Raw genomic sequence first — 22,061 nt, forward strand, 5'->3', positions numbered from 1 at the left:
GGCTCGTCGCTCTCACGGCTGCGACGGATCGGGGGCCGGGGGATGTGACATCGGACGGGCGGGAAGGCGTTGTCAGTGGCGCACGTCACCATGGGGGGATGGCGAAGGCGCGGAGACCGGCAGTGGTGGCGGCGAGGGTGACCGAGGTGCGGCTGCCGCAGCTCGAGGAGTTCGGCGGCGGCGCTCTGGAGCCGGACGGGGATTACGACGGGGTGCGGTTCGCGGGGCTGGACCTGGGCGGCCAGCAAGGCTCAGGGGCCCGCTTCATCGACTGCGCGCTGACGGACTGCGCCCTGGACGGTACGCAGTTGACGCAGGCCCGTTTCGTGGACTGCGTGCTCGAGGGGGTCCGCGGGGTGGGGGCGGATCTCGCCGGGGCCTCGCTGCGTGACGTGGAGGTGCGGGAGGCGCGGCTGGGCGGGGCGCAGCTGCACGGGGCGTCGCTGACGGGGGTGGTGCTGCGCGGCGGAAAGATCGACTATCTGAATCTCCGGGAGGCGAGACTGACGGACGTCGTGTTCCATGGCTGCGTGCTGTCGGAGGCCGACTTCGGGGGTGCGCGGCTGGAACGGGTCGAGTTCCGGGACTGTGTGCTGCGCCGGGTGGATCTGACCGCGGTGCGGATGAAGGACGTCGACCTGCGGGGGGCCGCGGAGCTGGACATCGCGCGCGGTGTGGAGCGGCTGGCGGGTGCGGTGATCAGCCCGGGGCAACTGCTGGAGCTGGCACCCGCGTTCGCGGCGCAGATCGGCGTACGGGTGGAGTAGGGGCCGGGGCGGGCCGGGCCCCGGGGTCAGGCCGTGCGGGGGAAGCGGGCCTGGAGGTCCCAGATCACCGGGTTGTCGCCGAGGCCCTCGTGCATGTCGGTGAGGTCGGCGATCAGGTCGTGCAGGAAGTCGCGTGCCTCACGGCGGAGTTCGGCGTGGTTGAAGGTGATCGGCGGCTCGTCGCCGGGCATCCAGTCGGCCTCGACGTCGACCCATCCGAAGCGGCGCTCGAAGAGCATCCGGTCGCTGGACTCCGTGAAGTCGAGTTCGGCGTACTGGGGCTTCGACGCGCGGCTGCCGAGCGGGTCGCGGTCGAGCTGCTCGACGATGTCGCACAGGGCCCAGGCGAAGTCGAGCACCGGGACCCATCCCCAGGCTGTGGAAACCTCCCGGTCCTTCTCGGTGTCGGCGAGATAGACGTCGCCGCAGAAGAGGTCGTGGCGCAGCGCCTGTACGTCCGCGCGCCGGTAGTCGGTCTGCGGCGGGTCGGGGAAGCGGCGCGAGAGGGAGTAGCCGATGTCGAGCACGTGGTCGATGGTGTCATGCCCGGCGGCGCCTGCTGTACGACCAGGTGACGGCGGTCAGCAGGAAGGGGACGGCGGCGAGCGGTCCGAAGAAGCAGGCCCAGACGGTCTCGGCGGTGCCCGTCAGGTAGGTCCGGCTCTCCACGGTGAACAGGACCACCAGCTGCCACAGCGCGAAGACGATCGTCAGGGCGGACGCGGTCCAGGCGAGAGCGGCGAGTGTGCGGGGGCGCAGTGGCTGCCACCGGTCGCTGACCAGGAGCAGGGGGAACAGGGCGGCGAGCTCGGAGAGTACGGCGAGGCCGACGACGTAGGCGATGCCCCAGCCGGGGATGCCGAAGGCGTCGCGCAGGACCTGGTCGCTGTAGCCGACGTAGACACCGCTCGCCATGGCGATGCGCCACAGACCGGAGGGCAGGGCGCACAGCGCGATGGCGTGGGCGGCACGGCGGGCCCAGCGCGGAGCGGGGGTGATCGCGGGCCCGGTGGCGGCGGGCGGGGCTGACGGGCGGCAGTACCCGGTCGGGGTGGTCATGACATCCACGATGACCGCGGAGGGCGCGGGGACGCTTCCGTCTGTGCGGCGGACCGTCTCCGCCGCACGGCGGAGACGGCCCGCCCGCGGGTCGCAGACGCGTCTCCGCCGGGCCGTCACAGGGTCGGCCCGGTCACGGGCGGTGCTGCCGGCCGCCGGGGCCGGAGCGGTAGCCGGAACCACCGCGGCCGGCATCGCCGCCGCAGGCGTCGGGCGTCATGGCAGCAGGCGCTGTTCCTTCGCCACCGACACCGCGCCGGCCCGGGTGTCGACGCCGAGCTTGGCGTAGATGCGGCCCAGGTGGGTCTTCACGGTCGCCTCGCTGATGAACAGCGCGCGGGCGATCTCGCGGTTGCCGAGGCCGCGTGCCAGCTGGCCGAGGATGTCGCGTTCCCGGTCGGTCAGCGACGGGCCGGCGGCTCCGCGCATACGGTCCATGACCCGGCTCGCCACGGGCGCCGACAGCGCGGTGCGGCCCTGCGCGGCGGCGCGGATCGCCGCGAACAGTTCCTCGGGGCGTTCCGCCTTGAGGAGGTAGCCGGTCGCCCCGGCCTCGATGGCCCTGGTGATGTCGGCGTCCGTGTCGTACGTGGTCAGGACCAGCACATGGGTGCCGGGCGAGGCGATACGGCGGGTGGCCTCGACGCCGTCGATGCCCGCGCCCAGCTGGAGGTCCATCAGGACGACGTCCGGCTTCAGTTTGGCGGCCATCGCGACGGCCTCCTCGCCGCTGCCGGCCTCGCCGACGACCTCGATGTCGGGCTCGCTGCCGAGGAGCGCGAGCAGTCCGGCGCGGACGACGGCGTGGTCGTCGCAGAGCAGGATCCGTACGGCAGTCACGGCCGGGCCTCCAACGGGATCGCGGCGGACAGCACAGTGCCCTCGCCGGGTGCGGATTCGACGGTGAGGGTGCCGCCGAGCTGTTCGACGCGTGCCCTGATCGCGGGCAGGCCGTGTCCGCGGACGCCGGGGGAGGAGCGGCCGGCGGCGGGGTCGAAGCCGCGTCCGTCGTCCGCGACGTCGAGGACGACCTGGTCGTCCATGAGCGTGAGGGTCAGCGTGGCGGCGGTGGCACCGGCGTGTTCCCGTACGTTCGCCAGCGCGCCCTGGGCGATACGCAGCAGCGCGGACTGGACCCGGTCGGGCAGCGGCGCGGGCGGGCCGTCGAGGTGGAAGCGGACGGGGAGGGCGTCGGTGGACTCCCGGGCGGCGAGCGCCCGGAGTGCCTCGGGAAGGCTCCCTCCCTCGGCGAGGTCCGCCGGGGCCAGGTCGTGGACGAAGCGGCGCGCCTCGGCGAGGCTGCGCTCCGCGATGGACTCGGCGGTGCGGACATGACCGCGGGCGGTGGACGGGTCGCTGTCCCAGGTGCGGTCAGCGGCCTGGAGCAGCATCTGCTGACTGGACAGGCTCTGCGCCAGGGTGTCGTGGATCTCCATGGACAGCCGCTGCCGTTCGGCGAGGGTGCCCTCACGGCGCTCGGTCGCGGCGAGTTCCCGGCGGGTGCGGACCAGGTCGTCGATGAGTGCCCGCCGGCGGTCCGCGAGCCGCTCCGCGTGGACGAAGACGGCCGTGGCGACGGCTGCGACGGCGGGCGGCGCGATGACCAGGTTCGGGTCGAAGCCGCCCTGCGCGAGTTGCAGCTGCGCGGCGACGACGAACACCGTGAGCAGGGCGACCAGGGCGATCGCCGCGCGGGTCGGCAGCGCGCGCAGCCCCGTGTAGAGGAGGGGCACGGCGCACCAGGCGAAGCTCGGGGCGAGGAGGACGAGGACCACCCAGACGGCCACGACGGTGACCAGCCACATCAGCCGGCGGGGGGTGGCGCGCGGGCCGAACACGGGGCCCACCGTGTAGAGGACGGCGAGCGTCGCCGAGAGCCCGATGATCCACGGGGACCGGAACTCCCAGGGGTGGCGCAACAGATAGCGGGCGAGCGAGGCGCCGAGCAGCAGGAAGAACGCCGCGTGCATCACACCGGCCAGCCAGCGGGCGTCGGGGTCCCCCTCGCCGTGCGGCCCGCCCGCGTGCTCGCCGTGCCGGTCCCGCACCGGGGGACGGGTCCGCTCCCGGGGCCGTACCCGCCCGGGGGCTCGGGCCCCGCCCCTGTCCTGCTCCTCGTCCACCGTCGTCTCCTCGACCGACCAGGCCTCTGACCTGGGCCTGCTTCTTCATGGTGGCCCGGCGGACCCATGGCGGCATCAACCGATCGGCTGACCCGCCCGTCGTCCATCATGCGCGCGAGGGGCAGCCGGAGCGTGGACCGTACAGGGCCGTCCACGGCCGGAGGATCGATGGCAGAGCGAGAGCCACGGCGGAACAGCCGCCCTGATGAAGGAGCCACTCGGATGAAGAAGACCCTGATCGGTGCAGCCACCGCGGCCGTTGTCGCCGCCGGTACATTCGGCGCCGTGGCGGCGAACGCCTCCGCCCCGGCCGCGGAGACCAAGGCCGCCGTCACCGCCGACGTCTCGTCCCGCGGCCTTCAGCAGTCCACGCACCTGACGATCGACGCGGCCACCAGGGCCGCGCAGGCCGCTCTCGACGCCGCGGAGCAGGAGAACCAGCGCGTCACCGTGGCCGTCGTCGACCGGAACGGCAACACGATCGTCACCCTGCGCGGCGACGGCGCGGGCCCGCAGTCGTACGAGTCGGCGGAGAAGAAGGCGTACACCGCGGTGTCCTGGAACGCTGCCACCTCGGACCTGGTCGAGCGGCTGGAGCAGGCCCCGAACCTGAAGGACATCCCGGGGACGCTGTTCCTCGGCGGCGGTGTGCCGGTGCAGGCCAAGGGCGCGCCGGTCGCCGGCATCGGCGTGGCGGGCGCGCCGAGCGGCGAGCTGGACGAGAAGTTCGCCCAGGCGGGCGCCGCCGCGCTCGGCCGCTGACCGGGCGGGCACAGCCGACCGGACGGGCGTCCTGGGGTACAGAGACCGGACGGGCGTCCTGGGGCAGGCCTGTTCAGGGCCGCCCCGGGGTGCCGCCTGCTTAGATCTCGGAGTGGACCCGTACGTCTTTCGCCGCTCCGCCCTCCTGCGTACCGCCCTCGCCCTGTCGCTGGTCGCGGCCGCCGCCACGGGCTGCGCCGGTGGCGGCGCGGGCGTGCGGGGAACACCGGGCGCCGCGGGGCTCCGGGATCCGTACTTCCCCCGGCTCGGCAACGGCGGTTACGACGTCCGGCACTACGGACTCGCCCTCGGCTACGACCCCCGCACCGGCCGGCTCCGGGGCACCGCGGAGCTCACGGCGCTCGCCACCCAGCACCTGAGCGCCTTCCACCTGGACCTGCGCGGGATGACGGTGGAGCGCGTGACGGTCGACGGCGCGGAGGCCGCCGTCAACCGGGCCGGTACGGAACTGACGGTGCGTCCGCGCCGGGACATCGACAAGGGCGCCGAGTTCCGTACGGTCGTCCGGTACACCGGGGTCCCGCAGACGGTCACGGACGCCGACGGCTCCAAGGAGGGCTGGCTGCGGGTGCCGGACGGCGACGCCCTCGCGGTCGGCGAACCGGTCGGTTCCATGGCGTGGTTCCCCGGCAACCACCACCCGTCGGACAAGGCCGCGTACGACATCACCGTCACCGTTCCCGACGGCTACGAGGCGGTGTCGAACGGCGAGCCGGCCGGTGAGCGCACCAAGGGCGGCCGGACCGCCTTCACCTGGCGGTCAGAGGAGCCGATGGCGAGCTTCCTGGTCCTGCTCGCGGTCGGCGACTTCCGTACGGCGACCACCCGCACCGCTGCCGGACTGCCCGTCGTGACGGCCGTCGATCCGGCGGCGGCCGGGAAGAGTTCGGCGCTGCTGCGCAGGATTCCGCGGATCGTCGAGTGGGGGACGGAGAGATTCGGGCCGTACCCGTTCTCGTCGGCGGGCGCCGTCGTCGTGCCCGCCGGGGAGGTCGGATACGCGCTGGAGACGCAGAGCCGGCCGGTCTTCCCGCTGGACCGCTTCGACGAGGAGACCCTCGTCCACGAGCTGGCCCACCAGTGGTTCGGCAACTCGGTGACGCCCGCGACCTGGCGGGACATCTGGCTGAGCGAGGGCTTCGCCACCTACGCCGAGTGGATGTGGCTGGCGGAGGCCGGGGACACCCCGGTGCGGGAGAGCTTCGAGGACGCGTTCGCGGACCGGGAGAACTGGGCCTTCGCCCCGGCGGCGCCTCCGCGGGCCGAGGACATCTTCGCGGCGCCGGTCTACGGGCGGGGGGCGATGGTGCTGCACAAGCTCCGTGAGGCCGTCGGAGACGACGTGTTCTTCGGGATCGCGCGCGGCTGGGCGCGGGAGCACCGTCATGCCAACGCGTCCACAGGGGACTTCACCGCCTATGCGGAGGCGAGGTCGGGCAAGGACCTGACGGATCTGTGGAAGGTGTGGCTGTACGGGGACGAGAAACCCCCGAGGCCTTGAGCGCCACAGGGCCCCGGCTGCGCGCCGGGACCCTGTCGAACGCCGCGTCACATCAGGACGTCAGGACCTCAGGACGTCAGGACCTCAGGTCAGAGGTTGACGCCGAAGTCGCGGGCGATGCCCTCGAGGCCGGAGGCGTAACCCTGGCCGACCGCGCGGAACTTCCACTCCGCGCCGTTGCGGTAGAGCTCGCCGAAGACCATGGCGGTCTCGACGGCGGCGTCCTCGCTGAGGTCGTAGCGGGCGATCTCGGCGCCGCCGGCCTGGTTGATGATGCGGATGTAGGCGTTGCGCACCTGGCCGAAGTTCTGGCTCCGGGAGACGGCGTCGTAGATCGAGACGGGGAAGACGATCTTGTCCACGTCGGCCGGCAGGCCCGCGAGGTTGACGTTGATCTGCTCGTCGTCGCCGCCGCCCTCGCCGGTGCGGTTGTCACCGGTGTGGACGATGGTCTGGTCCGGCGTCGCCTTGTTGTTGAAGAAGACGAAGTGGGCGTCGGAGGCGACCTTGCCCGCGTTGTTCACGCCGATCGCGGACGCGTCGAGGTCGAAGTCCGTGCCGGTGGTGGTGCGGACGTCCCAGCCGAGGCCGACCGTGACGGCGGTCAGGCCCGGGGCCTCCTTGGTGAGCGAGACGTTGCCGCCCTTGGACAGGCTTACTGCCATTGGGAAGTCCCCTTCATTTCGTATCTGCGGGCTACGGGTCCTCCCGAAGCTACCGTCACAGGTCATAACGCGGGCAGGGGACTGTCAGGTTCCATCCGCCGGGGTCCGTTTCCCACTCACCGTGAGCGGGGACGGCGTGGGGCAGGCGCGCGGCGGGAGCGGGATCCCGGGGAAGGCCGGGCGGAAAAGAGGGTGACGGGCGCCTCCGGGGCGCGGGACCATGGAGGACATGTCCGGGCCCTACATCATCCGCGGCTCCGTCTCCCTTCCGGAGGCCGAGCTCATGTGGCGTTTCTCGCGGTCCTCGGGACCCGGTGGCCAGCACGTCAACACCAGCGACTCGCAGGTGGAGCTCCGCTTCGATCTCGCGAGGACGGAGGCGCTGCCGCCGGTCTGGAAGGACCGCGCGCTGGAGCGGCTCGCGAGCCGGATGGTGGGCGGTGTGATCGCCGTACGCGCCTCGGAGCACCGCTCTCAGTGGCGCAACCGCGAAACCGCGGCGGTACGGCTGGCGTCCCTGCTGGCCGAGGCGACCGCCCCGCCGCCGAGGCCGCGCCGGGCGACGAAGATCCCGCGCGGCATCAACGAGCGCCGGCTGCGGGAGAAGAAGCAGCGCGCGGAGACCAAGCGGGGCCGCGCCGGCCGCGACTGGTAGGGAGCCGCACGCCGCCTCGGGCCGGTGCGCCCCGCACGCTACCTCGGGCCTGTGCGCGCACCTCGGCCGCAGGCCACGTCGGGCCCCGGTACGCCCACCCCGGCGCGTTCACCCCAGGTGCCGGTACCGCCCGCGGAAGTACGTCAGGGGCCCGGCGACCACGTCGGAGAGGCCCACCTTCAGGACGTGACCGATCACCAGTGTGTGATCGCCGGCCTCCACCCGCTGTTCCGTGCGGCACTCGAGGGTCGCCAGCGCGTCCTTCACCAGAGGCGCCCCGCAGATCTCGCCGCGTTCATGGGCCAGATCGTCGAAGAGCAGGCGGTCGCTGAGCCGGCCCTTCATGGCGAAGCGGCCGGCGATCTGCCGCTGGCCCTCGGTGAGGACGGAGACGCCCCACAGCGGCTGTTCCGCGAGCAGGTCGTCCATGCGTGAGCCGTTGCGCAGGCTGACGAGCACCAGCGGCGGGTCGAGGGAGACGGACATGAAGGCCGTCGCCGTCATGCCGACGTCCTCACCGCGCGGCCCGTGGTCGGCGTCGCGCGCGGTGACCAGCACCACGCCGGCGGCCAGACGGGACATGGCGGCACGGAATTCCTCATTGCTCACCCCCTCAGGATGGGGGATGGCAGGAGTGGCCGGAGCGGGGGTCGTCTGCAACACACACGGAACGCTAGTGTCGGCCGTTCCGCCGCCGCATCGGGCCCGGGGACCAGCCGGGTCCTAGGACCGCAGGCCGACCACCATGAGTAACCATGGGTACGTTCCGATGGTTTTGCGTTCAATAATTGACTTCAAGAAAGCTACGGTGTGTCCGGCCGGTCAGCATCTGACCCTTCATCACCTGATGTGACTTGAGTCACAGAGGCCAGTATTTGTTGACCCTGTGTACCGGGTGGGCTGCTGGCTGTGATTCAGTGGCCGGGATACCGCTACAAGTACGCCAATCAGACGCCCTGGAGTTTGCTGTCGAGGTCTCGGGGAGAGCGAGCGATGGAGACCGAGTCGGAGCCCTATGTCCGTCTTGCGACCCTGCGGCAGCTGCACCGGGTCGTCGCGGAGCTCAACACGGCCCGCAGCCTGGCCGACACCCTGCAGACCGTCGCCGACGGAATCGTCACCGGACTGGGCTACGAACTGGCCTGCGTCAATCTGGTGCGCCCCGACGGTGACCTCGTCGTCGCCGCCTTCGCCGGCAGCGCCGCCGCCGAAGCACTGATCACCGGCCGCGTCGGTTCGCGTACTTCCTGGGACCGCCGCCTGTCCATGGGCGAAGCCTGGGGCGACCTGCGTTTCATCCCGCACACCGAGGGCTGGGTCCTCATAGAGGACGACGTGCCCCAGTGGCACACCGACGGCCCCGAGCCCCGCTTCGAGGACGAGTGGCACCCGCAGGACCGTCTCTACGCCCCGATGTACGCGTCGGGCGGCGGCCGCGAACTGCTCGGCGTGATCTCCGTGGACCGGCCCCGCAACGGCCGCCGCCCCGGCCCCTGGGGCCAGGAGGCGCTGCAGATGTACGCCTCCCAGGCCGCGATCGCCATCAGCAACGCACGACTTCGAGCCAATATGCAGCGCGCCCTGGTCCGCCTCGAGCGCGAGCAGCAGGCACTGCGCGCGAGCGAGGAATCCTTCCGTCAGGCGTTCGAGTACGCGCCCAGCGGCATGGCCATCGCCGAGATGGGCGGCGACCAGCACGGCCGCCTGCTGCGCACCAACGACGCCCTGTGCCGGCTGCTGGGCCGCCCGGCCTCCGCGATGCGCCGCTACTCCTTCGCCGACCTGGTCCACCCGGAGGACGTCGGCACCCTGCTGCGCACCTCCGCCGAGGGCGGACGCGCGGAGATCAGACTGGGCCGCCGGGACGGCAGCTATGTGTGGGTGTCGCTGCGGAACTCGGTCGTCGCCGACACCGCGGACGGTCCCCGCTTCCTCCTCACCCACGTCGAGGACATCGAGGACCGCAAGCGCCACGAGCTCCAGCTCGCCCACCGCGCCTCGCACGACGCGCTCACCGGCCTGCCCAACAGCGCCGAGCTGCGCGCCAGGCTCAGTTCGCGCCTGTGCGAGCGGCCGCACGCGACGTACGCGACGGACATCGAGGCGCTGGACGCCGCGTACGAGACCGACCGCGGCTTCCGGAGCGACGGCTTCGACTTCGACACGGTCGGCGGCCGGCCCTACGACCACCACGTCCACACCGTCGCGCCCGACGGCGAGATCGACGACGGCGCCAAGGGGCTCGCGGTCCTCTTCTGCGACCTGGACGGTTTCAAGTCGATCAACGACCGCTTCGGTCACCAGACCGGTGACGCCGTTCTCGTCGAGGTCGCGCGCCGGCTCACCACCGGAGTGCGGGACGGTGACACGGTCGCCAGGCTCGGCGGTGACGAGTTCGTCGTCCTCGCCGACGGCCTCGGCGCGGCGGACGCCGCCGACCTCGCCGTACGCCTGCGGAACGCGATCATCCTGCCCATCCGGGTGGGCGGGCGCGGGGTGCGGGTGGGCGCCAGCTTCGGCATCGGCTGGGCGAGCTGCGGGATGTCCGTCGAGGAGGTCCTGCAATCCGCGGACCAGCGGATGTACATCGAGAAGCGGTCCCGTTCGAAGGTCCACCGCAGGGCCGGCTGAGCCCCCGCGGGGCCGGGTGACCTATCACACCCGGCGGCGCCCGGCCTGGTGACCGGCCGCGGTCCCACCGGATGAGGCCCACGACACCCAATGGGGTGAGTGGAACCGGGTAGGCTCGCCTCGCGTCAGCGTTGTGCTGACGAGATGGTGAGGAGTGACTGGGATGACGGCCGGGAACAACGGCGCGAGCACGCCCGAGGACGACGACCCGTTCGGCTACCTGTACGCCGACGGGCAGCAGGCAGGCGCCACGCCGCCGCGCCAGGGCGGCTACGGCTACCCCGGTCCGGCCGCGCAGCCCGGGGTCCCCCGCACCTCGTACAACCAGGTCCGCACGGTCGGTGAGCGACAGTACGGCCAGCAGGTCCCGCAGCAGCAGGCGTACGGCCAGCAGCCCGGCTACGGCCAGCAGCCGACGGCCGCGTACGCCGCACCGGAGACGTACCCCGGTGCTTCCGCCCAGACGCGCCAGGTCCCGGTCCAGCCCGGCGGCCACGGCCAGGGCGGTCACGGCGGCGGCCGCGGCGGCGGCCCCAACACCAAGGGCCTGCTGATCGGCGCGATCGCGGTGGTCGCGGTCGTGGTGATCGGTATCGCCGCGGCGCTGATGACCAGCAACGGCGACAAGGACGACACGGCCGGCAAGGGCGGCGGAGGCACCACTCCGTCCGCGGGCGAGACCGTCGAGGAGAAGCCGTCGCCGTCCGAGAAGGAGCCGGAGCCCGTCGAGCTGCCCAAGCAGGACGCGGCGACGCTGACGCTGGGGCCGCCCGCGGCGCTCGCCAAGGACGTGCCCGGTGCGAAGGGCGCGGACGGCGCGTACGTGATGTTCAACGGTGTCGGCGGTTCGGCCGGCTGGTCGGTGGACGTCCCGGAGGCCGGCGCCTACACGATGTACATCACGTACAGCGTGCCCGGCAAGGACGCGAAGACCTCCCTGACGATCAACGGCGGGCAGCCCCGCGAGCTCAACATGTCGAACTTCGCGAAGGCCGCGGAGGGCGACTGGGAGAAGGGCTGGACCAACACCTACGCCTTCGTGAACCTCGAGAAGGGCAAGAACGACCTCAAGATCTCCTGCGAGCAGGGGAACCAGTGCGAGGCCTATCTCGACCAGGTCTGGCTGGAGGCCGGCCAGAGCAAGAGCTGACCGCGGGCCGGGCTACGGCCGCACGGCGGCCGTAGCCCGTACGCGTCACCCGTCATCGTCCCGGCCGCGCCCCGCGCGAGCCGGGACGAGGCGTTTCAGGTCCGGCTCCCGCGCGGTCACTTCCCGGAGGCGGCCTGGGTGTGCTCGACGACGGTGACCCGCCCCAGCAGCCGCTCGTACGCGGCCGCGTCGAACTCGCCCGCCGCGGTGGCCAGCACGGTCGCCGTGGAGAGGGCCACCGCCCGGGACAGCCGTTCCGGCCAGGAAAGTCCCGCGACCAGTCCGGAGAGCAGGCCGGCGACGGCCGAGTCGCCCGCGCCCGTCGGGTTGCCCCTCACCGGCTCAGGCGGGGCGGCCTGCCAGGTGCCGTCCGGGGTGGTGGCGAGCAGCCCGTCCGGGCCGAGCGAGGCGACCACGGTGTGCGCGCCGCGGCGGCGGGCGTCACGGGTCGCGCGGAGCGGCTCGCGTGAGCCGGTGAGCTGCGCGAGTTCGTCGGCGTTGGGCTTGACGAGATCCGGCCGGGCGGCGATGCCGCGTCGCAGCGGTTCGCCGCTGGTGTCCAGGAGTACGGGCACTTGGCGGGCGCGCGCCCGGCGCACCAGCTCGGCGTACGCGCCGACATGGATGCCCGGCGGCAGGCTGCCGCACAGCGCGACCGCGTCGGCGTCGCGCAGGAGGGAGTCGTACGAGGAGAGGAAGGCGGTCCACTCCTCGGGCAGGACGGTCGGTCCCGGCTCGTTCAGCTGCGTCGTGTCGCCGCTGGTCCCGTCGGTGACGGCGATGGTGCGGCGGGTGGTGCCGGCGATCTCGACGAGCGCGTCGTGCGGTGCGAGCGGGGCGAGCATCCCGCGCAGCACGGCCCCGGTGGCCCCGCCGGCGAAGCCGGTGACGACGCACTCGTGGCCGAGGGCCGCGAGCACGCGGGCGACGTTGATGCCCTTGCCGCCGGGGCGTTCCACGACCTCGCCGACCCGGTGAGTGGTGTGCGGGGTGAGGGCGGCCACCTTGTACGTGATGTCGAGGGCGGCGTTGAGCGTGACCGTAAGGATCACCCGTGGACACCCCCGAAGAACGCGTTTGCCGTGCTCGTACGGGTCCTGATCATGCCAAACGGAAGGCGGTTGGCCCAAGACCCGGTGTCCAACCGCCTGCCGTGAGGTGCCGCGCCGTCAGCCCGCTTCGGGGCGGACGATCCATTCGCCGCGACGCATCACGCCCTTGAGGGCGAAGTCGGCGTCGAGGACCACCAGATCCGCGTCCTTGCCGGGATCGAGCGAGCCGACCCTGTCGTACGCGCCGAGCAGCTTCGCCGGGTTGGCGGAGATCGCCGCGACGACGTCCTCCACCGGGATGCGGTCGACGGTGACGGCCCGCTTGAAGGCGGTGTCCAGGGTGAGCGTGGAGCCCGCGATCGAATCGCCCTCCACCAGCCGCGCCACACCGTCCTTGACCTCGACCTCGAGGGGGCCGAGCTGGTAGCGGCCGTCGCCGAAGCCCGCGGCGTCCATGGCGTCCGTGATGAACGCGACCCGGCCGGCGCCGGCGCTGCGGAAGGCCAGCTCGAGCGCGGCCGGGTGGAGATGCGTGCCGTCGTTGATCAGCTCGACGGTGATCCGCTCGTCCTCCAGCAGCGCCGCGATCGGGCCGGGTGCCCGGTGGCCGAGCGCCGGCATCGCGTTGAACAGGTGCGTGGCGACGGTGGCGCCGGCGTCGATGGCCTCGCGGGTCTGCTCGTACGTCGCGTCGGTGTGGCCGATCGCGGCGATCACGCCGTGCTCGGCGAGCAGCCGTACGGAGTCGATGCCGCCGGGCAGTTCGGTGGCGAGGGTGACCATCTTCGCGGTGCCGCGGGCGGCGTCGATCAGCTTGCGGACCTCGGCCGGGTCGGGGTCGCGGAGCAGTTCCTCGCTGTGGGCGCCCTTGCGGCACGGGGAGATGAAGGGCCCCTCGAAGTGGATGCCCGCGAGGTCGCCCTGCTCGACCAGTTCGGACAGGAAGCCGGCCCGGTGGGCGAGGAAGTCCATGTCGCCGGTGACGGTGGAGGCGACGAGTGTGGTGGTGCCGTGCCGCCGGTGCGTCATGACGCCGCGCAGGACGTCCTCCGCGGTGCCGGAGGTGAAGGAGGCTCCGCCGCCGCCGTGGTTGTGGATGTCGACGAAGCCGGGGACCACCCAGTGGCCGGACAGGTCGTGGACGTGGGCCTCCGCGGTGGAGGCTTCCGTGACGATCTTCGTGCCCTCGACGACGACGCGTCCGTTGTCGACGGTCCCGGTCGGCAGCACCACCCGGGCACCGGCCAGGACAGTGCTCGGCGGGTGGTGCGGGCTCCTGGCGTGGACCGTGCTCGTGGCGCGAGCGGCGCTGGCGGCCATCAGGCGGTTACCTCCGTGGCGAGTAGATCCCAGGCGAGCAGCCCTGCGCCCAGGCATCCGGCGGTGTCCCCGAGGGCCGCCGGGACGATCGTGGGCAGCTTCTGGAACGTCACACGTTCCTCTACGGCCGCCCGAAGGGGTGAGAACAAGGTTTCCCCGGCCTCGGCGAGGCCGCCACCGATGATCAGCGTGCGGGGGTCCAGCAGGGTGAGCGCGGTGACGAGGCCGTCGGCGAGTGCGTCGACCGCCTCCTGCCACACCCGGGTCGCCGCCTTGTCGCCCGCCTCGACCGCCCTGGCGCAGTCGGCGGCGTCGGCGGTGGGGTCACCGGCGGCGGCGGACCAGGCGCGGGTGACGGCGGCGGCGGAGGCCAGTGTCTCCAGACAGCCGCGCTGCCCGCATCCGCAGGCGGGGCCGCCGGGCCGTACGACGATGTGGCCGATCTCGCCGGCGCAGCCGTGGGCACCCGCCTCGATGGTGCCGGCGATGCCGATGGCGCCCGCGATGCCGGTGCCGAGCGGGACGAACAGGAACCGGTCGGTGCCCCGGCCGGCGCCGATGCGGCCCTCAGCGAGGCCGCCCGTGCGCACGTCGTGCCCGAGCGCCACCGGGACGCCGTCGAGCCTGCTGCTCAGCAACTCCCGCATGGGGACGTCGCGCCAGCCGAGGTTGGCGGCGTAGACGGCGATGCCGTGTTCGGCGTCGACGATGCCGGGCACGGCGACGCCGGCGGCCTCGGCGGCCTGCCCCAGGTGCTCCTGGCCGTGGGCGCGGAGATCGGCGGCGAAGCCGAGGATCGACTCCACGACGGCGTCGGGCCCGCGCTCGCGCCCGGTGGGCCGCCGTGCCTCGTGCAGGAGCGTGCCGTCCGCCCCGACCAGGGCAGCCTTCATACCGGTGCCGCCCACATCGAGGGCGATGACGTGTCTCACGGGAACAGTCTGGCGCGTGGAACGGGTAAAGGTCTAGTCCACTCGCCGAGATTGTTGCCACGCCATACAAACCGGGTGGGGCGGGCGCGGGGCCCGCCACGGGCGCTCCCCGCGCGCCCCATGCCCCGCGCGGGGCCGTGCGGGCGTTGTGAAAGTGAGACCGCAGTGGTGTAGACCTTGTACGCCGGATGGGGAAAGATCGCTCCTCATCTCACAGGACGTCGCGGGGGACCGACTGGGACAAACGGACAACACGTACTAGGTAGCAGAGGGTGGGGAAGAGCTGTGCAGCGGCGCTTCTTGGGTCTGACAGCGGCTGTCGCCGCACTCGGAATGACGGTTTCGCTCGCGGGCTGCGGCAGCTCCAGCGGTTCCGGGGACGGTGTCACGCTCAAGCTGGTGGCCGCCGACTACGACGTCGCCGGCGGTGAGAGCAGCAAGAAGTACTGGGCCGATCTGACGGCCGCCTTCGAGGCGGAGAACCCCGGCATCACGGTCGACGTCCAGATCGAGTCCTGGAACGACGTGGACCGCAAGGTCGCCGAGATGGTCAAGGCGGGCAAGGCCCCCGACATCGCGCAGATAGGCGCCTACGCCGACTACGCCGCGGCGGACAAGCTGTACTCCGCCGACCAGATGCTCTCCATCCCCGTCCAGTCCAACTTCCTGCCCCCGCTGACCGACGCGGGCGAGATGAAGCGCACCCAGTACGGACTGCCGTTCGTCGCCTCCACCCGGCTGCTCTTCTACAACAAGGAACTCTTCGAGGACGCCGGGATCAGCGGCGCCCCCGGAACGTGGGAGGAGCTGAAGGAGGACGCGGAGCTGCTCAAGCAGAACACCGACGTCGACTACCCCTTCGCGCTGCCGCTCGGCCCCGAGGAGGCCCAGGCCGAGACGATGATGTGGCTGCTCAGCGGCGGTGGCGGCTACACCGACGAGCTCGGCAGGTACGCGATCGACTCCCAGCAGAACATCGACACCTTCGAGTGGCTGAAGGAGAACCTGGTCGACGAGAAGCTCACCGGCCCGGTCGCCCCCGGCAAGCTCAACCGCAAGGACGCCTTCGCCGCGTTCACCCGGGGCGACGTCGGCATGCTCAACGGTCACCCCTCGCTGCTCCAGGCCGCGGAGAAGGCGGGCATCGACGTGGGCAAGGTCGCGCTCCCGGGCAGGAGCGGCGCCGCCGACACGGCGATGGGCGTGGCCGACTGGATCATGGGCTTCAAGCAGAACGGCCACCGCGCGGAGATCGGCAAGTTCCTGGACTTCCTCTTCACGGACGAGAACGTCCTGGAGTTCGCCGGGCAGAACGATCTGCTGCCGGTGACCGTCTCCGCCCAGGAGGAGATGAAGAAGGACCCGGATCACGCGGACCTCAAGGAGTTCCTGGAGGTGCTGCCGGGTTCCGTGCTGCCGCCGGTGGGCAAGACGTCGTGGGCCTCGGCCAGCGAGAACATCAAGAAGAACATCGGCGACGCCGTGGGACCGGGCGGCAGCCCCGCCCGCACGCTGGACCGGATCTCCCAGGACGCCAGGGCGGCCGAGAGCGCGGAGTGACTGCGGAGCCTCTCCACAGGCCGGTACGGGCGTCGGTGGGCACCGATATGTTGGATCGTATGACCGACGACCAGGCGCCTGAGGAGCAGGAGGCCGGCGACCGGCCCGGCGCTCAGGAGCTCTCCGAGCGGGACCGGGCCGTCCTGGCCATGGAACGCCGTTCCTGGCCGGGCCCCGGCGTCAAGGAGCGGGCCGTCAGGGAGCAGCTCGGCATCTCCCCGGTCCGCTACTACCAGCTGCTCAACGCCCTGCTCGACGACGCGCGTGCCCTCGCCCACGACCCAATCACGGTCAACCGGCTTCGCCGTGTGAGGGACGCGAGGAGAAGTCGCCGCTAGGGTCGACGGCATGGGCAGCTCCCCGTATGCAGAAGCCGCAGACTCCATGCCGACGCCGTCCACTCCCGCGGGCCGTGACGGCCTCGCGGCACTCCTCGAACGGCCCGGGCAGGCCGTGATCGCACTCGACTTCGACGGCACGCTCGCCGAGATCGTGCCCGACCCCGAGCAGGCGCGCGCCCATGAGCGCGCCGTCCCCGCGCTGGCCGCGCTCGCGCCGAAGGTCGCCTCGGTCGCGGTGATCACCGGCCGCCCGGCCGGGGTCGCCGTCCGCTACGGCGGCTTCTCCGGTGTCACCGGTCTTGACCACCTCGTCGTCCTCGGGCACTACGGCGCGGAGCGCTGGGACGCGGTCACTGGGACCGTACGCGCGCCGGCCCCCGATCCCGGGGTCGCGGCCGTGCGGGCCGAGCTCCCCGGCTTCCTCGACCGGATCGGCGCCTGGCAGGGCACCTGGATCGAGGAGAAGGGCCGGGCCGTCGCGGTGCACACCCGCCGCGCCGCGGACCCGCAGGCCGCGTTCGACGCCCTGCGTGAGCCCCTTGCCGAGCTCGCGTCCCGGCACGGCCTGATCGTGGAGCCCGGACGCATGGTCCTGGAGCTGCGCCCGCCGGGCGTCGACAAGGGCGTCGCGCTGTCCGAGTACGTGCGCGAGGTGGGCGCCGGGGCCGTGCTGTACGCGGGCGACGACCTGGGCGACCTCGCCGCCTACGGCGCCGTCGAGAAGTTGCGCTCCGACGGCGTGCCCGGCCTGCTGGTGTGCAGCGGCAACGAGGTCCCCGAACTGGCCGACCGCGCCGACCTGGTGCTCCCGGGGCCGGCGCAGCTGGCGGACTTCCTGGCCGCCCTCGCCCGGCGGGTCTAACCCTCCTCGCGCAGCGCCTGGAGCTGGTCGAGGAACCACTGCCGCGGCGGCAGCGCGGTCGCTGCCGCCGCCAGGCGCTTGGAGCGCTCGGCCCGCTCGTCGGCGGACATGGTCAGCGCCTCGTGGAGCGCCGCCGCCGTGCCGCTGACGTCGTACGGGTTGACGGTGATCGCGTCGTCGCCGAGCTCCTCGTGGGCGCCGGCCTCCCGCGAGAGGACCAGTGCGCAGCCGAGGTCGGTGACGACGGGCACCTCCTTGGCGACCAGGTTCATGCCGTCCCTGATCGGGTTGACCAGGGCCACGTCGGCCATCCGGTAGGCGGCCAGCGAGCGGGCGAAGTCGTCCTTGACGTGCACGACGACCGGCGTCCAGCCGGCCGTGCCGTACCGGGCGTTGATCTCGTCGGCGAGCCGGGAGACCTCCGCCGTGTAGTGGCGGTAGACCTCGAGGTCCTGGCGCGAGGGGTAGGCGAGCGCGATGTGCACGACGCGTTCGCGCCACTCGGGGTGCTCCTCCAGGAGTTCCTGGTAGGCCTGCAGACCGCGCAGGATGTTCTTGGACAGTTCCGTGCGGTCGACGCGCACGATCGTCCGGCGGCCTTCGCCCGCCTGTGCCCGCAGGGCGGCCATCCGCTCGTCGACATCGGGGCGCGCGGCACGCTCACGCAGGAAGTCGGCGTCGGCACCCAGCCCGTGGACGCCGAGCCGGGTCCGGTGGCGGCCCCGGCCGGGGATCCGGAATTCAAAGCTCGGCTCGTTGTCCTTCGGCCACAGCGACGTCCCGTCGTACGGCGCGAGGACGGCGGTGGCGCAGCTCTGGAAGGCCCGCAGCCACCGCTTGGTCAGGAACCCGAGCCGGTCGGCGCCGAGCATGCCGAGCAGCAGTTCCTCCGCGATGTCGCCGGGCAGCATCGCGAAGTACTCGGGGGGCGCCCACGGGGTGTGCGAGAAGTGGCCGATCCGCAGATCGGGGCGGAGTTCGCGGAGCATTCCCGGTACCAGGGCCAGGTGGTAGTCCTGCACGAGAACCACGGCGTCGTCGGCCGCCTCCGCGGCGAGCGCCTCGGCGAAGGCCCGGTTGTAGAGCCGGTACGCGCCCCACTGACGCCGGAACTCGCGGCCGAAGGCCGGCTCGAGGGGAGTCTGGTACAGCATGTGGTGGACGAACCACAGCACGGAGTTCGCGATGCCGTTGTACGCGTCGGCGTGGACGGCGGCGTCGATGTCGAGCATCCGCACACCGGGTTCGCCGACCCCGCGCCGGACCGCTTCGCGGTCGCCGTCGCCGAGGGCCGCGCACACCCACAGCGACTGCGCGTCGGAGCCGATGGCCGACAGGCCGGAGACGAGTCCTCCACCACCGCGGCGGGCGTCGAGCTCTCCGTCCTCGTTCAGCTCGTAGGAGACAGGGCCGCGGTTGGACGCGACGAGGATCTGGGCTGCGTCGGAGACCATGTGCCGAAATCTAGCCCGTACCGCAAAAGCTCAAACGTGCGTACGGCCCCGCGCAGGTCAGTGGTCACGGCGGCGGCCGCGGGTGGCGGCCACGGCGACGATGCCCGCCGCCGTCAGGCTCAGCGCGACGCCGCCCAGCAGCCACAGCTGCTCCGCCGTGCCGCCGGTGCGGGCCATCTCCACGTGACGGACCGGTTCCCCGCCGTGGAGGCCCTCGGCCCCGCCCGCGGCCCCCTCCGGGCCGCCCGCGTCCCGGGCCGCGGCGTCCGCGTCCGCGGCCCCGCCGTCCGTGCGCTGCCCGGAGGCGTCCGGGGCGGCCCGGTGCGCCGGCCGCTCACCGGGGAGCGTTCCCGGCGCCGCCGGCCCGGTCGGCACCGCCACCGCGGGGACGGCCGGTCCGAACGCCGCGGCGGCGGTGACCGCCAGGGTGCCGAGGAGCCGGGTCAGCCGTTCCGTGCCGCCGGAGGGCGTCTGCTTGCGGTGCCTGCCGCGACTGCCCGGGGATCCGGGGAACGACAGAACAAGAAATCCCATAAGTCCCATACATGGGAAATGTAGGCAAAATGACCGGTGAGTCCTGCTTATGCGGCGCGACGCGCCGCGTACTCACCGATCTCGAGCATCGGCGGGCGCTCCTCCGTGTCCACCGGGTGCGTCCGCGGTACGAACCCGTTCCCCACCCGCTCGAACTGCGTGATCGACGGGCGCACCAAGTGCGGGCGGGACAGCCTCAGTTGGGCCGTGCGATAGATCGTCGCGGCCATTCTGCCGAGCGCCTGCCCGTCCTGGTGGCGGTGCTTGCGGGTGCCGACGTCGACCTGGGCCAGCGCGTCCAGGCCCACCAGGTTCAGCGAGTCGACCAGCAGGCCGAGCTCCACGCCGTACCCGACGGGGAAGGGCAGCCGCTCCAGGAGCGAGCGCCGTGCCGCGTACTCGCCGCCCAGCGGCTGCACGAACCCGGCGAGCTGCGGCCAGTGCAGGTTGAGCAGCGGCCTGGCCACCAGCTCGGTCACCCGGCCGCCCTGGGCCGGTGTGCCGTCGGGGCCGGGCGCGGCGCCCCCGCCCAGCGGGCGGTCGTACATGGCCTTGACGAACTGGACGTCGGGCTCGGTCAGCAGCGGGCCGACGATGCCGGAGACGAAGTCCGCGGAGAATTCGCGCAGGTCCGCGTCGCAGAAGCAGACGATGTCACCCCCCGTCGCCATCAGCGAGCGCCACAGCACCTCGCCCTTGCCGGCCACCGCGGGCAGGCCGGGCAGTATCGCGTCACGGTGCACCACCCGGGCCCCGGCGGCCGCGGCCACCTCCGACGTGCGGTCGGTCGAGGCCGAGTCGATGACGACCAGCTCGTCGACGAGCGGGGTGTTCTCCATCAGCTCCCGGCGGATGATCGTGACGATCTCTCCGACCGTCGCTTCCTCGTTCAGCGCGGGGAGCACGACGCTGACGGTCGTGCCCTGCCTGACCTTGGCGGACATCAGCCTCTCGAGGGAGCGGTCGGACGCGGACCAGGAGCGCCGGCTCAGCCAGCGGGCCACCTCATCGAGCACTTCGCGTCTCCCTTGACAGTCGATCGACAGTCGGTCGTGTGATCCATCTCGCGGGTCGGACGACTATCTCAAGCGTCCGGGGCTTCGGTTACAGTCTTGAGCAACGCGAAGGACCCTCGCATCTCGGGGGGTCCCAGCACACAAACGCCCGGACCGCACGTCCGGAGCCATACCGCTCATCCAGAGGGGCAGAGGGAACGGCCCGTTGAAGCCCCGGCAACCCTCCCGCCGACCGCGAGGTCACGGTGGGGAAGGTGCCAATTCCGTCTCGTGGCGAAGTGCGTCACGAGGAAGATGAGGAGAAAGGGCCTCGCCATCATGGCTGCGCAGACCGTCGCAAGCACCAGCACCAGCACCTCCGCCACCGCGTCCACCTCCGTGGACCTCGGCCCCGCCGCCGCACTCTCGTGCCGCGAGTGCGGACAGCGTTTCGAACTCGGTCCCATCTTCGCCTGCGCCGAGTGTTTCGGGCCGCTCGAAGTCGCCTACGACCTGCCGAGCGGCAGCCCCGAAGAGCTCCGGAAGCGGATCGAGGCGGGCCCGGCCAACATCTGGCGCTACGCCCCGCTGCTGCCCGTCCCGGCCGACGTGGCCGACAAGCCGAACCTGAACCCGGGCTGGACCAAGCTGGTCAAGGCCGACAACCTCGCCCGCGAACTGGGCGTCACCGGCGGCCTTTTCATCAAGGACGACTCCGGCAACCCGACGCACTCCTTCAAGGACCGGGTCGTCGCCCAGGCCCTCGAGGCCGCCCGTGCCTTCGGCTTCACCACCCTGTCCTGCTCCTCCACGGGCAACCTCGCGGGCGCGGTCGGCGCCGCCGCCGCGCGGGCCGGTTTCCGCTCCTGCGTGTTCATCCCCCACGACCTCGAGCAGGGCAAGGTCGTCATGGCCGCGGTGTACGGCGGCGAGCTCGTCGGCATCGAGGGCAACTACGACGACGTGAACCGCTTCTGCTCCGAGCTCATCGGCGACCCGCTGGGCGAGGGCTGGGGCTTCGTCAACGTCAACCTCCGCCCGTACTACGCGGAGGGCTCCAAGACCCTCGCGTACGAGATCTGCGAGCAGCTCGGCTGGCGGCTGCCGGACCAGCTGGTCGTCCCGATCGCCTCCGGCTCCCAGCTCACGAAGATCGACAAGGGTCTTCAGGAGCTGATCAAGCTCGGGCTCGTCGAGGACAAGCCGTACAAGATCTTCGGCGCCCAGGCCGAGGGCTGTTCGCCGGTGTCGACCGCCTTCAAGGCCGGTCACGACGTCGTGCGGCCCCAGAAGCCGAACACCATCGCCAAGTCCCTCGCCATCGGCAACCCGGCCGACGGCCCGTACGTGCTGGACATCGCGCGTCGCACGGGCGGAGCCGTCGAGGACGTGAACGACGAGCAGGTCGTCGACGCGATCAAGCTGCTGGCCCGCACCGAGGGCATCTTCGCCGAGACGGCCGGTGGCGTGACGGTGGGTGTGACGAAGAAGCTGATCGAGGCGGGCCTGCTCGACCCGGCGCTCACCACCGTCGTGCTCAACACCGGCGACGGTCTCAAGACCCTCGACGCCGTCGCGGAGACCTCGCAGGCGACCGCCGTCATCCGCCCGAGCCTGGCCGCGTTCCGCGACGCGGGCCTGGCCGCCCACTGAGAACCTTGCTCCGCACTGCCACGC

General features: G+C 72.2%; 22 protein-coding genes and 1 riboswitch. Of the genes, 10 read left to right on the plus strand and 12 right to left on the minus strand.

The window, feature by feature from the left end; translation table 11 throughout:
• Nucleotides 1-98 precede the first annotated feature (98 nt).
• Nucleotides 99-767 (plus strand): pentapeptide repeat-containing protein, encoded by a 669-nt coding sequence (locus tag AB0K36_RS09170; RefSeq protein ID WP_364590475.1) that lies wholly within the window; start codon nucleotides 99-101, stop codon nucleotides 765-767.
• 26 nt (nucleotides 768-793) lie between these two features.
• Here AB0K36_RS09170 and AB0K36_RS09175 read toward each other — a convergent pair whose 3' ends face one another.
• The 4 genes from AB0K36_RS09175 to AB0K36_RS09190 form a co-directional block, all read right to left on the minus strand.
• A complete protein-coding gene (locus tag AB0K36_RS09175; RefSeq protein WP_005315692.1) occupies nucleotides 794-1,294 on the minus strand; it encodes a hypothetical protein in 501 nt (166 codons plus the stop codon).
• 13 nt (nucleotides 1,295-1,307) lie between these two features.
• The gene (locus AB0K36_RS09180) at nucleotides 1,308-1,826 is read right to left on the minus strand and encodes a hypothetical protein (protein WP_364590478.1); all 519 of its coding nucleotides are present in this window, start codon (nucleotides 1,824-1,826) and stop codon (nucleotides 1,308-1,310) included.
• Nucleotides 1,827-2,042: 216 nt separating this feature from the next.
• The gene (locus AB0K36_RS09185; protein ID WP_364590481.1) at nucleotides 2,043-2,666 is read right to left on the minus strand and encodes a response regulator; all 624 of its coding nucleotides are present in this window, start codon (nucleotides 2,664-2,666) and stop codon (nucleotides 2,043-2,045) included.
• The gene (locus AB0K36_RS09190) at nucleotides 2,663-3,796 is read right to left on the minus strand and encodes a sensor histidine kinase (protein WP_364590682.1); all 1,134 of its coding nucleotides are present in this window, start codon (nucleotides 3,794-3,796) and stop codon (nucleotides 2,663-2,665) included. Before AB0K36_RS09190 ends, AB0K36_RS09185 begins: the two co-directional genes overlap by 4 nt.
• 375 nt (nucleotides 3,797-4,171) lie before the next feature.
• On the opposite strand from AB0K36_RS09190, the gene AB0K36_RS09195 reads away from it, so the two are divergent.
• Together AB0K36_RS09195 and AB0K36_RS09200 are read left to right on the plus strand one after the other, a co-directional pair.
• Nucleotides 4,172-4,711 (plus strand): GlcG/HbpS family heme-binding protein, encoded by a 540-nt coding sequence (locus AB0K36_RS09195; RefSeq protein WP_364590484.1) that lies wholly within the window; start codon nucleotides 4,172-4,174, stop codon nucleotides 4,709-4,711.
• Nucleotides 4,712-4,823: 112 nt separating this feature from the next.
• Nucleotides 4,824-6,233 (plus strand): M1 family metallopeptidase, encoded by a 1,410-nt coding sequence (locus tag AB0K36_RS09200; RefSeq protein WP_364590487.1) that lies wholly within the window; start codon nucleotides 4,824-4,826, stop codon nucleotides 6,231-6,233.
• 89 nt (nucleotides 6,234-6,322) lie between these two features.
• Here AB0K36_RS09200 and AB0K36_RS09205 read toward each other — a convergent pair whose 3' ends face one another.
• Nucleotides 6,323-6,898: a TerD family protein gene (locus AB0K36_RS09205; protein WP_005315705.1), complete on the minus strand. Its 576-nt coding sequence runs from the start codon at nucleotides 6,896-6,898 to the stop codon at nucleotides 6,323-6,325.
• A 220-nt stretch (nucleotides 6,899-7,118) separates the two neighbouring features.
• On the opposite strand from AB0K36_RS09205, the gene arfB reads away from it, so the two are divergent.
• Nucleotides 7,119-7,553, plus strand: coding sequence for an alternative ribosome rescue aminoacyl-tRNA hydrolase ArfB (gene arfB / locus AB0K36_RS09210; RefSeq protein ID WP_189468639.1), 435 nt, complete (start codon nucleotides 7,119-7,121; stop codon nucleotides 7,551-7,553).
• Between the two features lie 108 nt (nucleotides 7,554-7,661).
• Here the strand turns inward: arfB and AB0K36_RS09215 are convergent, their stop codons facing one another.
• Nucleotides 7,662-8,162 (minus strand): flavin reductase family protein, encoded by a 501-nt coding sequence (locus AB0K36_RS09215; RefSeq protein ID WP_364590491.1) that lies wholly within the window; start codon nucleotides 8,160-8,162, stop codon nucleotides 7,662-7,664.
• Between the two features lie 384 nt (nucleotides 8,163-8,546).
• Here AB0K36_RS09215 and cdgB point away from each other — a divergent pair, with 384 nt between their 5' ends.
• Both cdgB and AB0K36_RS09225 read left to right on the plus strand, forming a co-directional pair.
• Nucleotides 8,547-10,184, plus strand: a complete 1,638-nt coding sequence (gene cdgB / locus AB0K36_RS09220) for a diguanylate cyclase CdgB (protein WP_364590494.1) — start codon at nucleotides 8,547-8,549, stop codon at nucleotides 10,182-10,184.
• Between the two features lie 163 nt (nucleotides 10,185-10,347).
• Complete coding sequence (locus AB0K36_RS09225) at nucleotides 10,348-11,334, plus strand: carbohydrate-binding protein (RefSeq protein ID WP_364590496.1); 987 nt, start codon at nucleotides 10,348-10,350, stop codon at nucleotides 11,332-11,334.
• 116 nt (nucleotides 11,335-11,450) lie between these two features.
• Here the strand turns inward: AB0K36_RS09225 and AB0K36_RS09230 are convergent, their stop codons facing one another.
• The 3 genes from AB0K36_RS09230 to AB0K36_RS09240 all read right to left on the minus strand — a co-directional run bounded on the left by AB0K36_RS09230 (nucleotide 11,451) and on the right by AB0K36_RS09240 (nucleotide 14,638).
• The gene (locus AB0K36_RS09230; protein ID WP_364590498.1) at nucleotides 11,451-12,386 is read right to left on the minus strand and encodes a 1-phosphofructokinase family hexose kinase; all 936 of its coding nucleotides are present in this window, start codon (nucleotides 12,384-12,386) and stop codon (nucleotides 11,451-11,453) included.
• A 117-nt stretch (nucleotides 12,387-12,503) separates the two neighbouring features.
• Nucleotides 12,504-13,706: an N-acetylglucosamine-6-phosphate deacetylase gene (gene nagA, locus AB0K36_RS09235; RefSeq protein WP_364590500.1), complete on the minus strand. Its 1,203-nt coding sequence runs from the start codon at nucleotides 13,704-13,706 to the stop codon at nucleotides 12,504-12,506.
• Nucleotides 13,706-14,638, minus strand: a complete 933-nt coding sequence (locus AB0K36_RS09240) for an ROK family protein (RefSeq protein WP_364590502.1) — start codon at nucleotides 14,636-14,638, stop codon at nucleotides 13,706-13,708. The genes nagA and AB0K36_RS09240 overlap by 1 nt, the downstream gene beginning before the upstream one ends.
• Nucleotides 14,639-14,971: 333 nt before the next feature.
• On the opposite strand from AB0K36_RS09240, the gene AB0K36_RS09245 reads away from it, so the two are divergent.
• Genes AB0K36_RS09245 through otsB form a run of 3 tightly spaced genes read left to right on the plus strand, consistent with a single transcriptional unit; the run spans nucleotide 14,972 to nucleotide 17,401 of the window.
• Nucleotides 14,972-16,198, plus strand: a complete 1,227-nt coding sequence (locus AB0K36_RS09245; RefSeq protein WP_364590505.1) for an extracellular solute-binding protein — start codon at nucleotides 14,972-14,974, stop codon at nucleotides 16,196-16,198.
• A gap of 59 nt (nucleotides 16,199-16,257) precedes the next feature.
• Entirely contained in the window at nucleotides 16,258-16,536 is a 279-nt protein-coding gene (locus AB0K36_RS09250; protein ID WP_364590508.1) for a DUF3263 domain-containing protein, read from the plus strand.
• Nucleotides 16,537-16,546: 10 nt separating this feature from the next.
• Nucleotides 16,547-17,401, plus strand: a complete 855-nt coding sequence (gene otsB / locus AB0K36_RS09255) for a trehalose-phosphatase (RefSeq protein WP_364590511.1) — start codon at nucleotides 16,547-16,549, stop codon at nucleotides 17,399-17,401.
• Here the strand turns inward: otsB and AB0K36_RS09260 are convergent.
• From AB0K36_RS09260 to AB0K36_RS09270, 3 genes are read right to left on the minus strand one after another with little or no spacing between them, the layout of a single operon-like run.
• Complete coding sequence (locus AB0K36_RS09260) at nucleotides 17,398-18,855, minus strand: alpha,alpha-trehalose-phosphate synthase (UDP-forming) (protein WP_364590514.1); 1,458 nt, start codon at nucleotides 18,853-18,855, stop codon at nucleotides 17,398-17,400. The genes otsB and AB0K36_RS09260 overlap by 4 nt on opposite strands.
• 57 nt (nucleotides 18,856-18,912) lie before the next feature.
• Nucleotides 18,913-19,398: a hypothetical protein gene (locus AB0K36_RS09265; protein WP_364590517.1), complete on the minus strand. Its 486-nt coding sequence runs from the start codon at nucleotides 19,396-19,398 to the stop codon at nucleotides 18,913-18,915.
• Nucleotides 19,399-19,436: 38 nt separating this feature from the next.
• Nucleotides 19,437-20,405 (minus strand): glucosyl-3-phosphoglycerate synthase, encoded by a 969-nt coding sequence (locus AB0K36_RS09270; RefSeq protein WP_364590520.1) that lies wholly within the window; start codon nucleotides 20,403-20,405, stop codon nucleotides 19,437-19,439.
• A 173-nt stretch (nucleotides 20,406-20,578) separates the two neighbouring features.
• Nucleotides 20,579-20,706, plus strand: a riboswitch (SAM riboswitch).
• Nucleotides 20,707-20,723: 17 nt separating this feature from the next.
• Here AB0K36_RS09270 and thrC point away from each other — a divergent pair.
• On the plus strand, nucleotides 20,724-22,037 hold the full coding sequence (gene thrC / locus AB0K36_RS09275) for a threonine synthase (RefSeq protein WP_364590523.1): 1,314 nt from the start codon (nucleotides 20,724-20,726) through the stop codon (nucleotides 22,035-22,037).
• Nucleotides 22,038-22,061 lie beyond the last annotated feature (24 nt).

Source organism: Streptomyces kurssanovii, from assembly GCF_040677245.1.
In the GTDB taxonomy this organism is placed as follows: Bacteria; Actinomycetota; Actinomycetes; order Streptomycetales; family Streptomycetaceae; genus Streptomyces; species Streptomyces kurssanovii.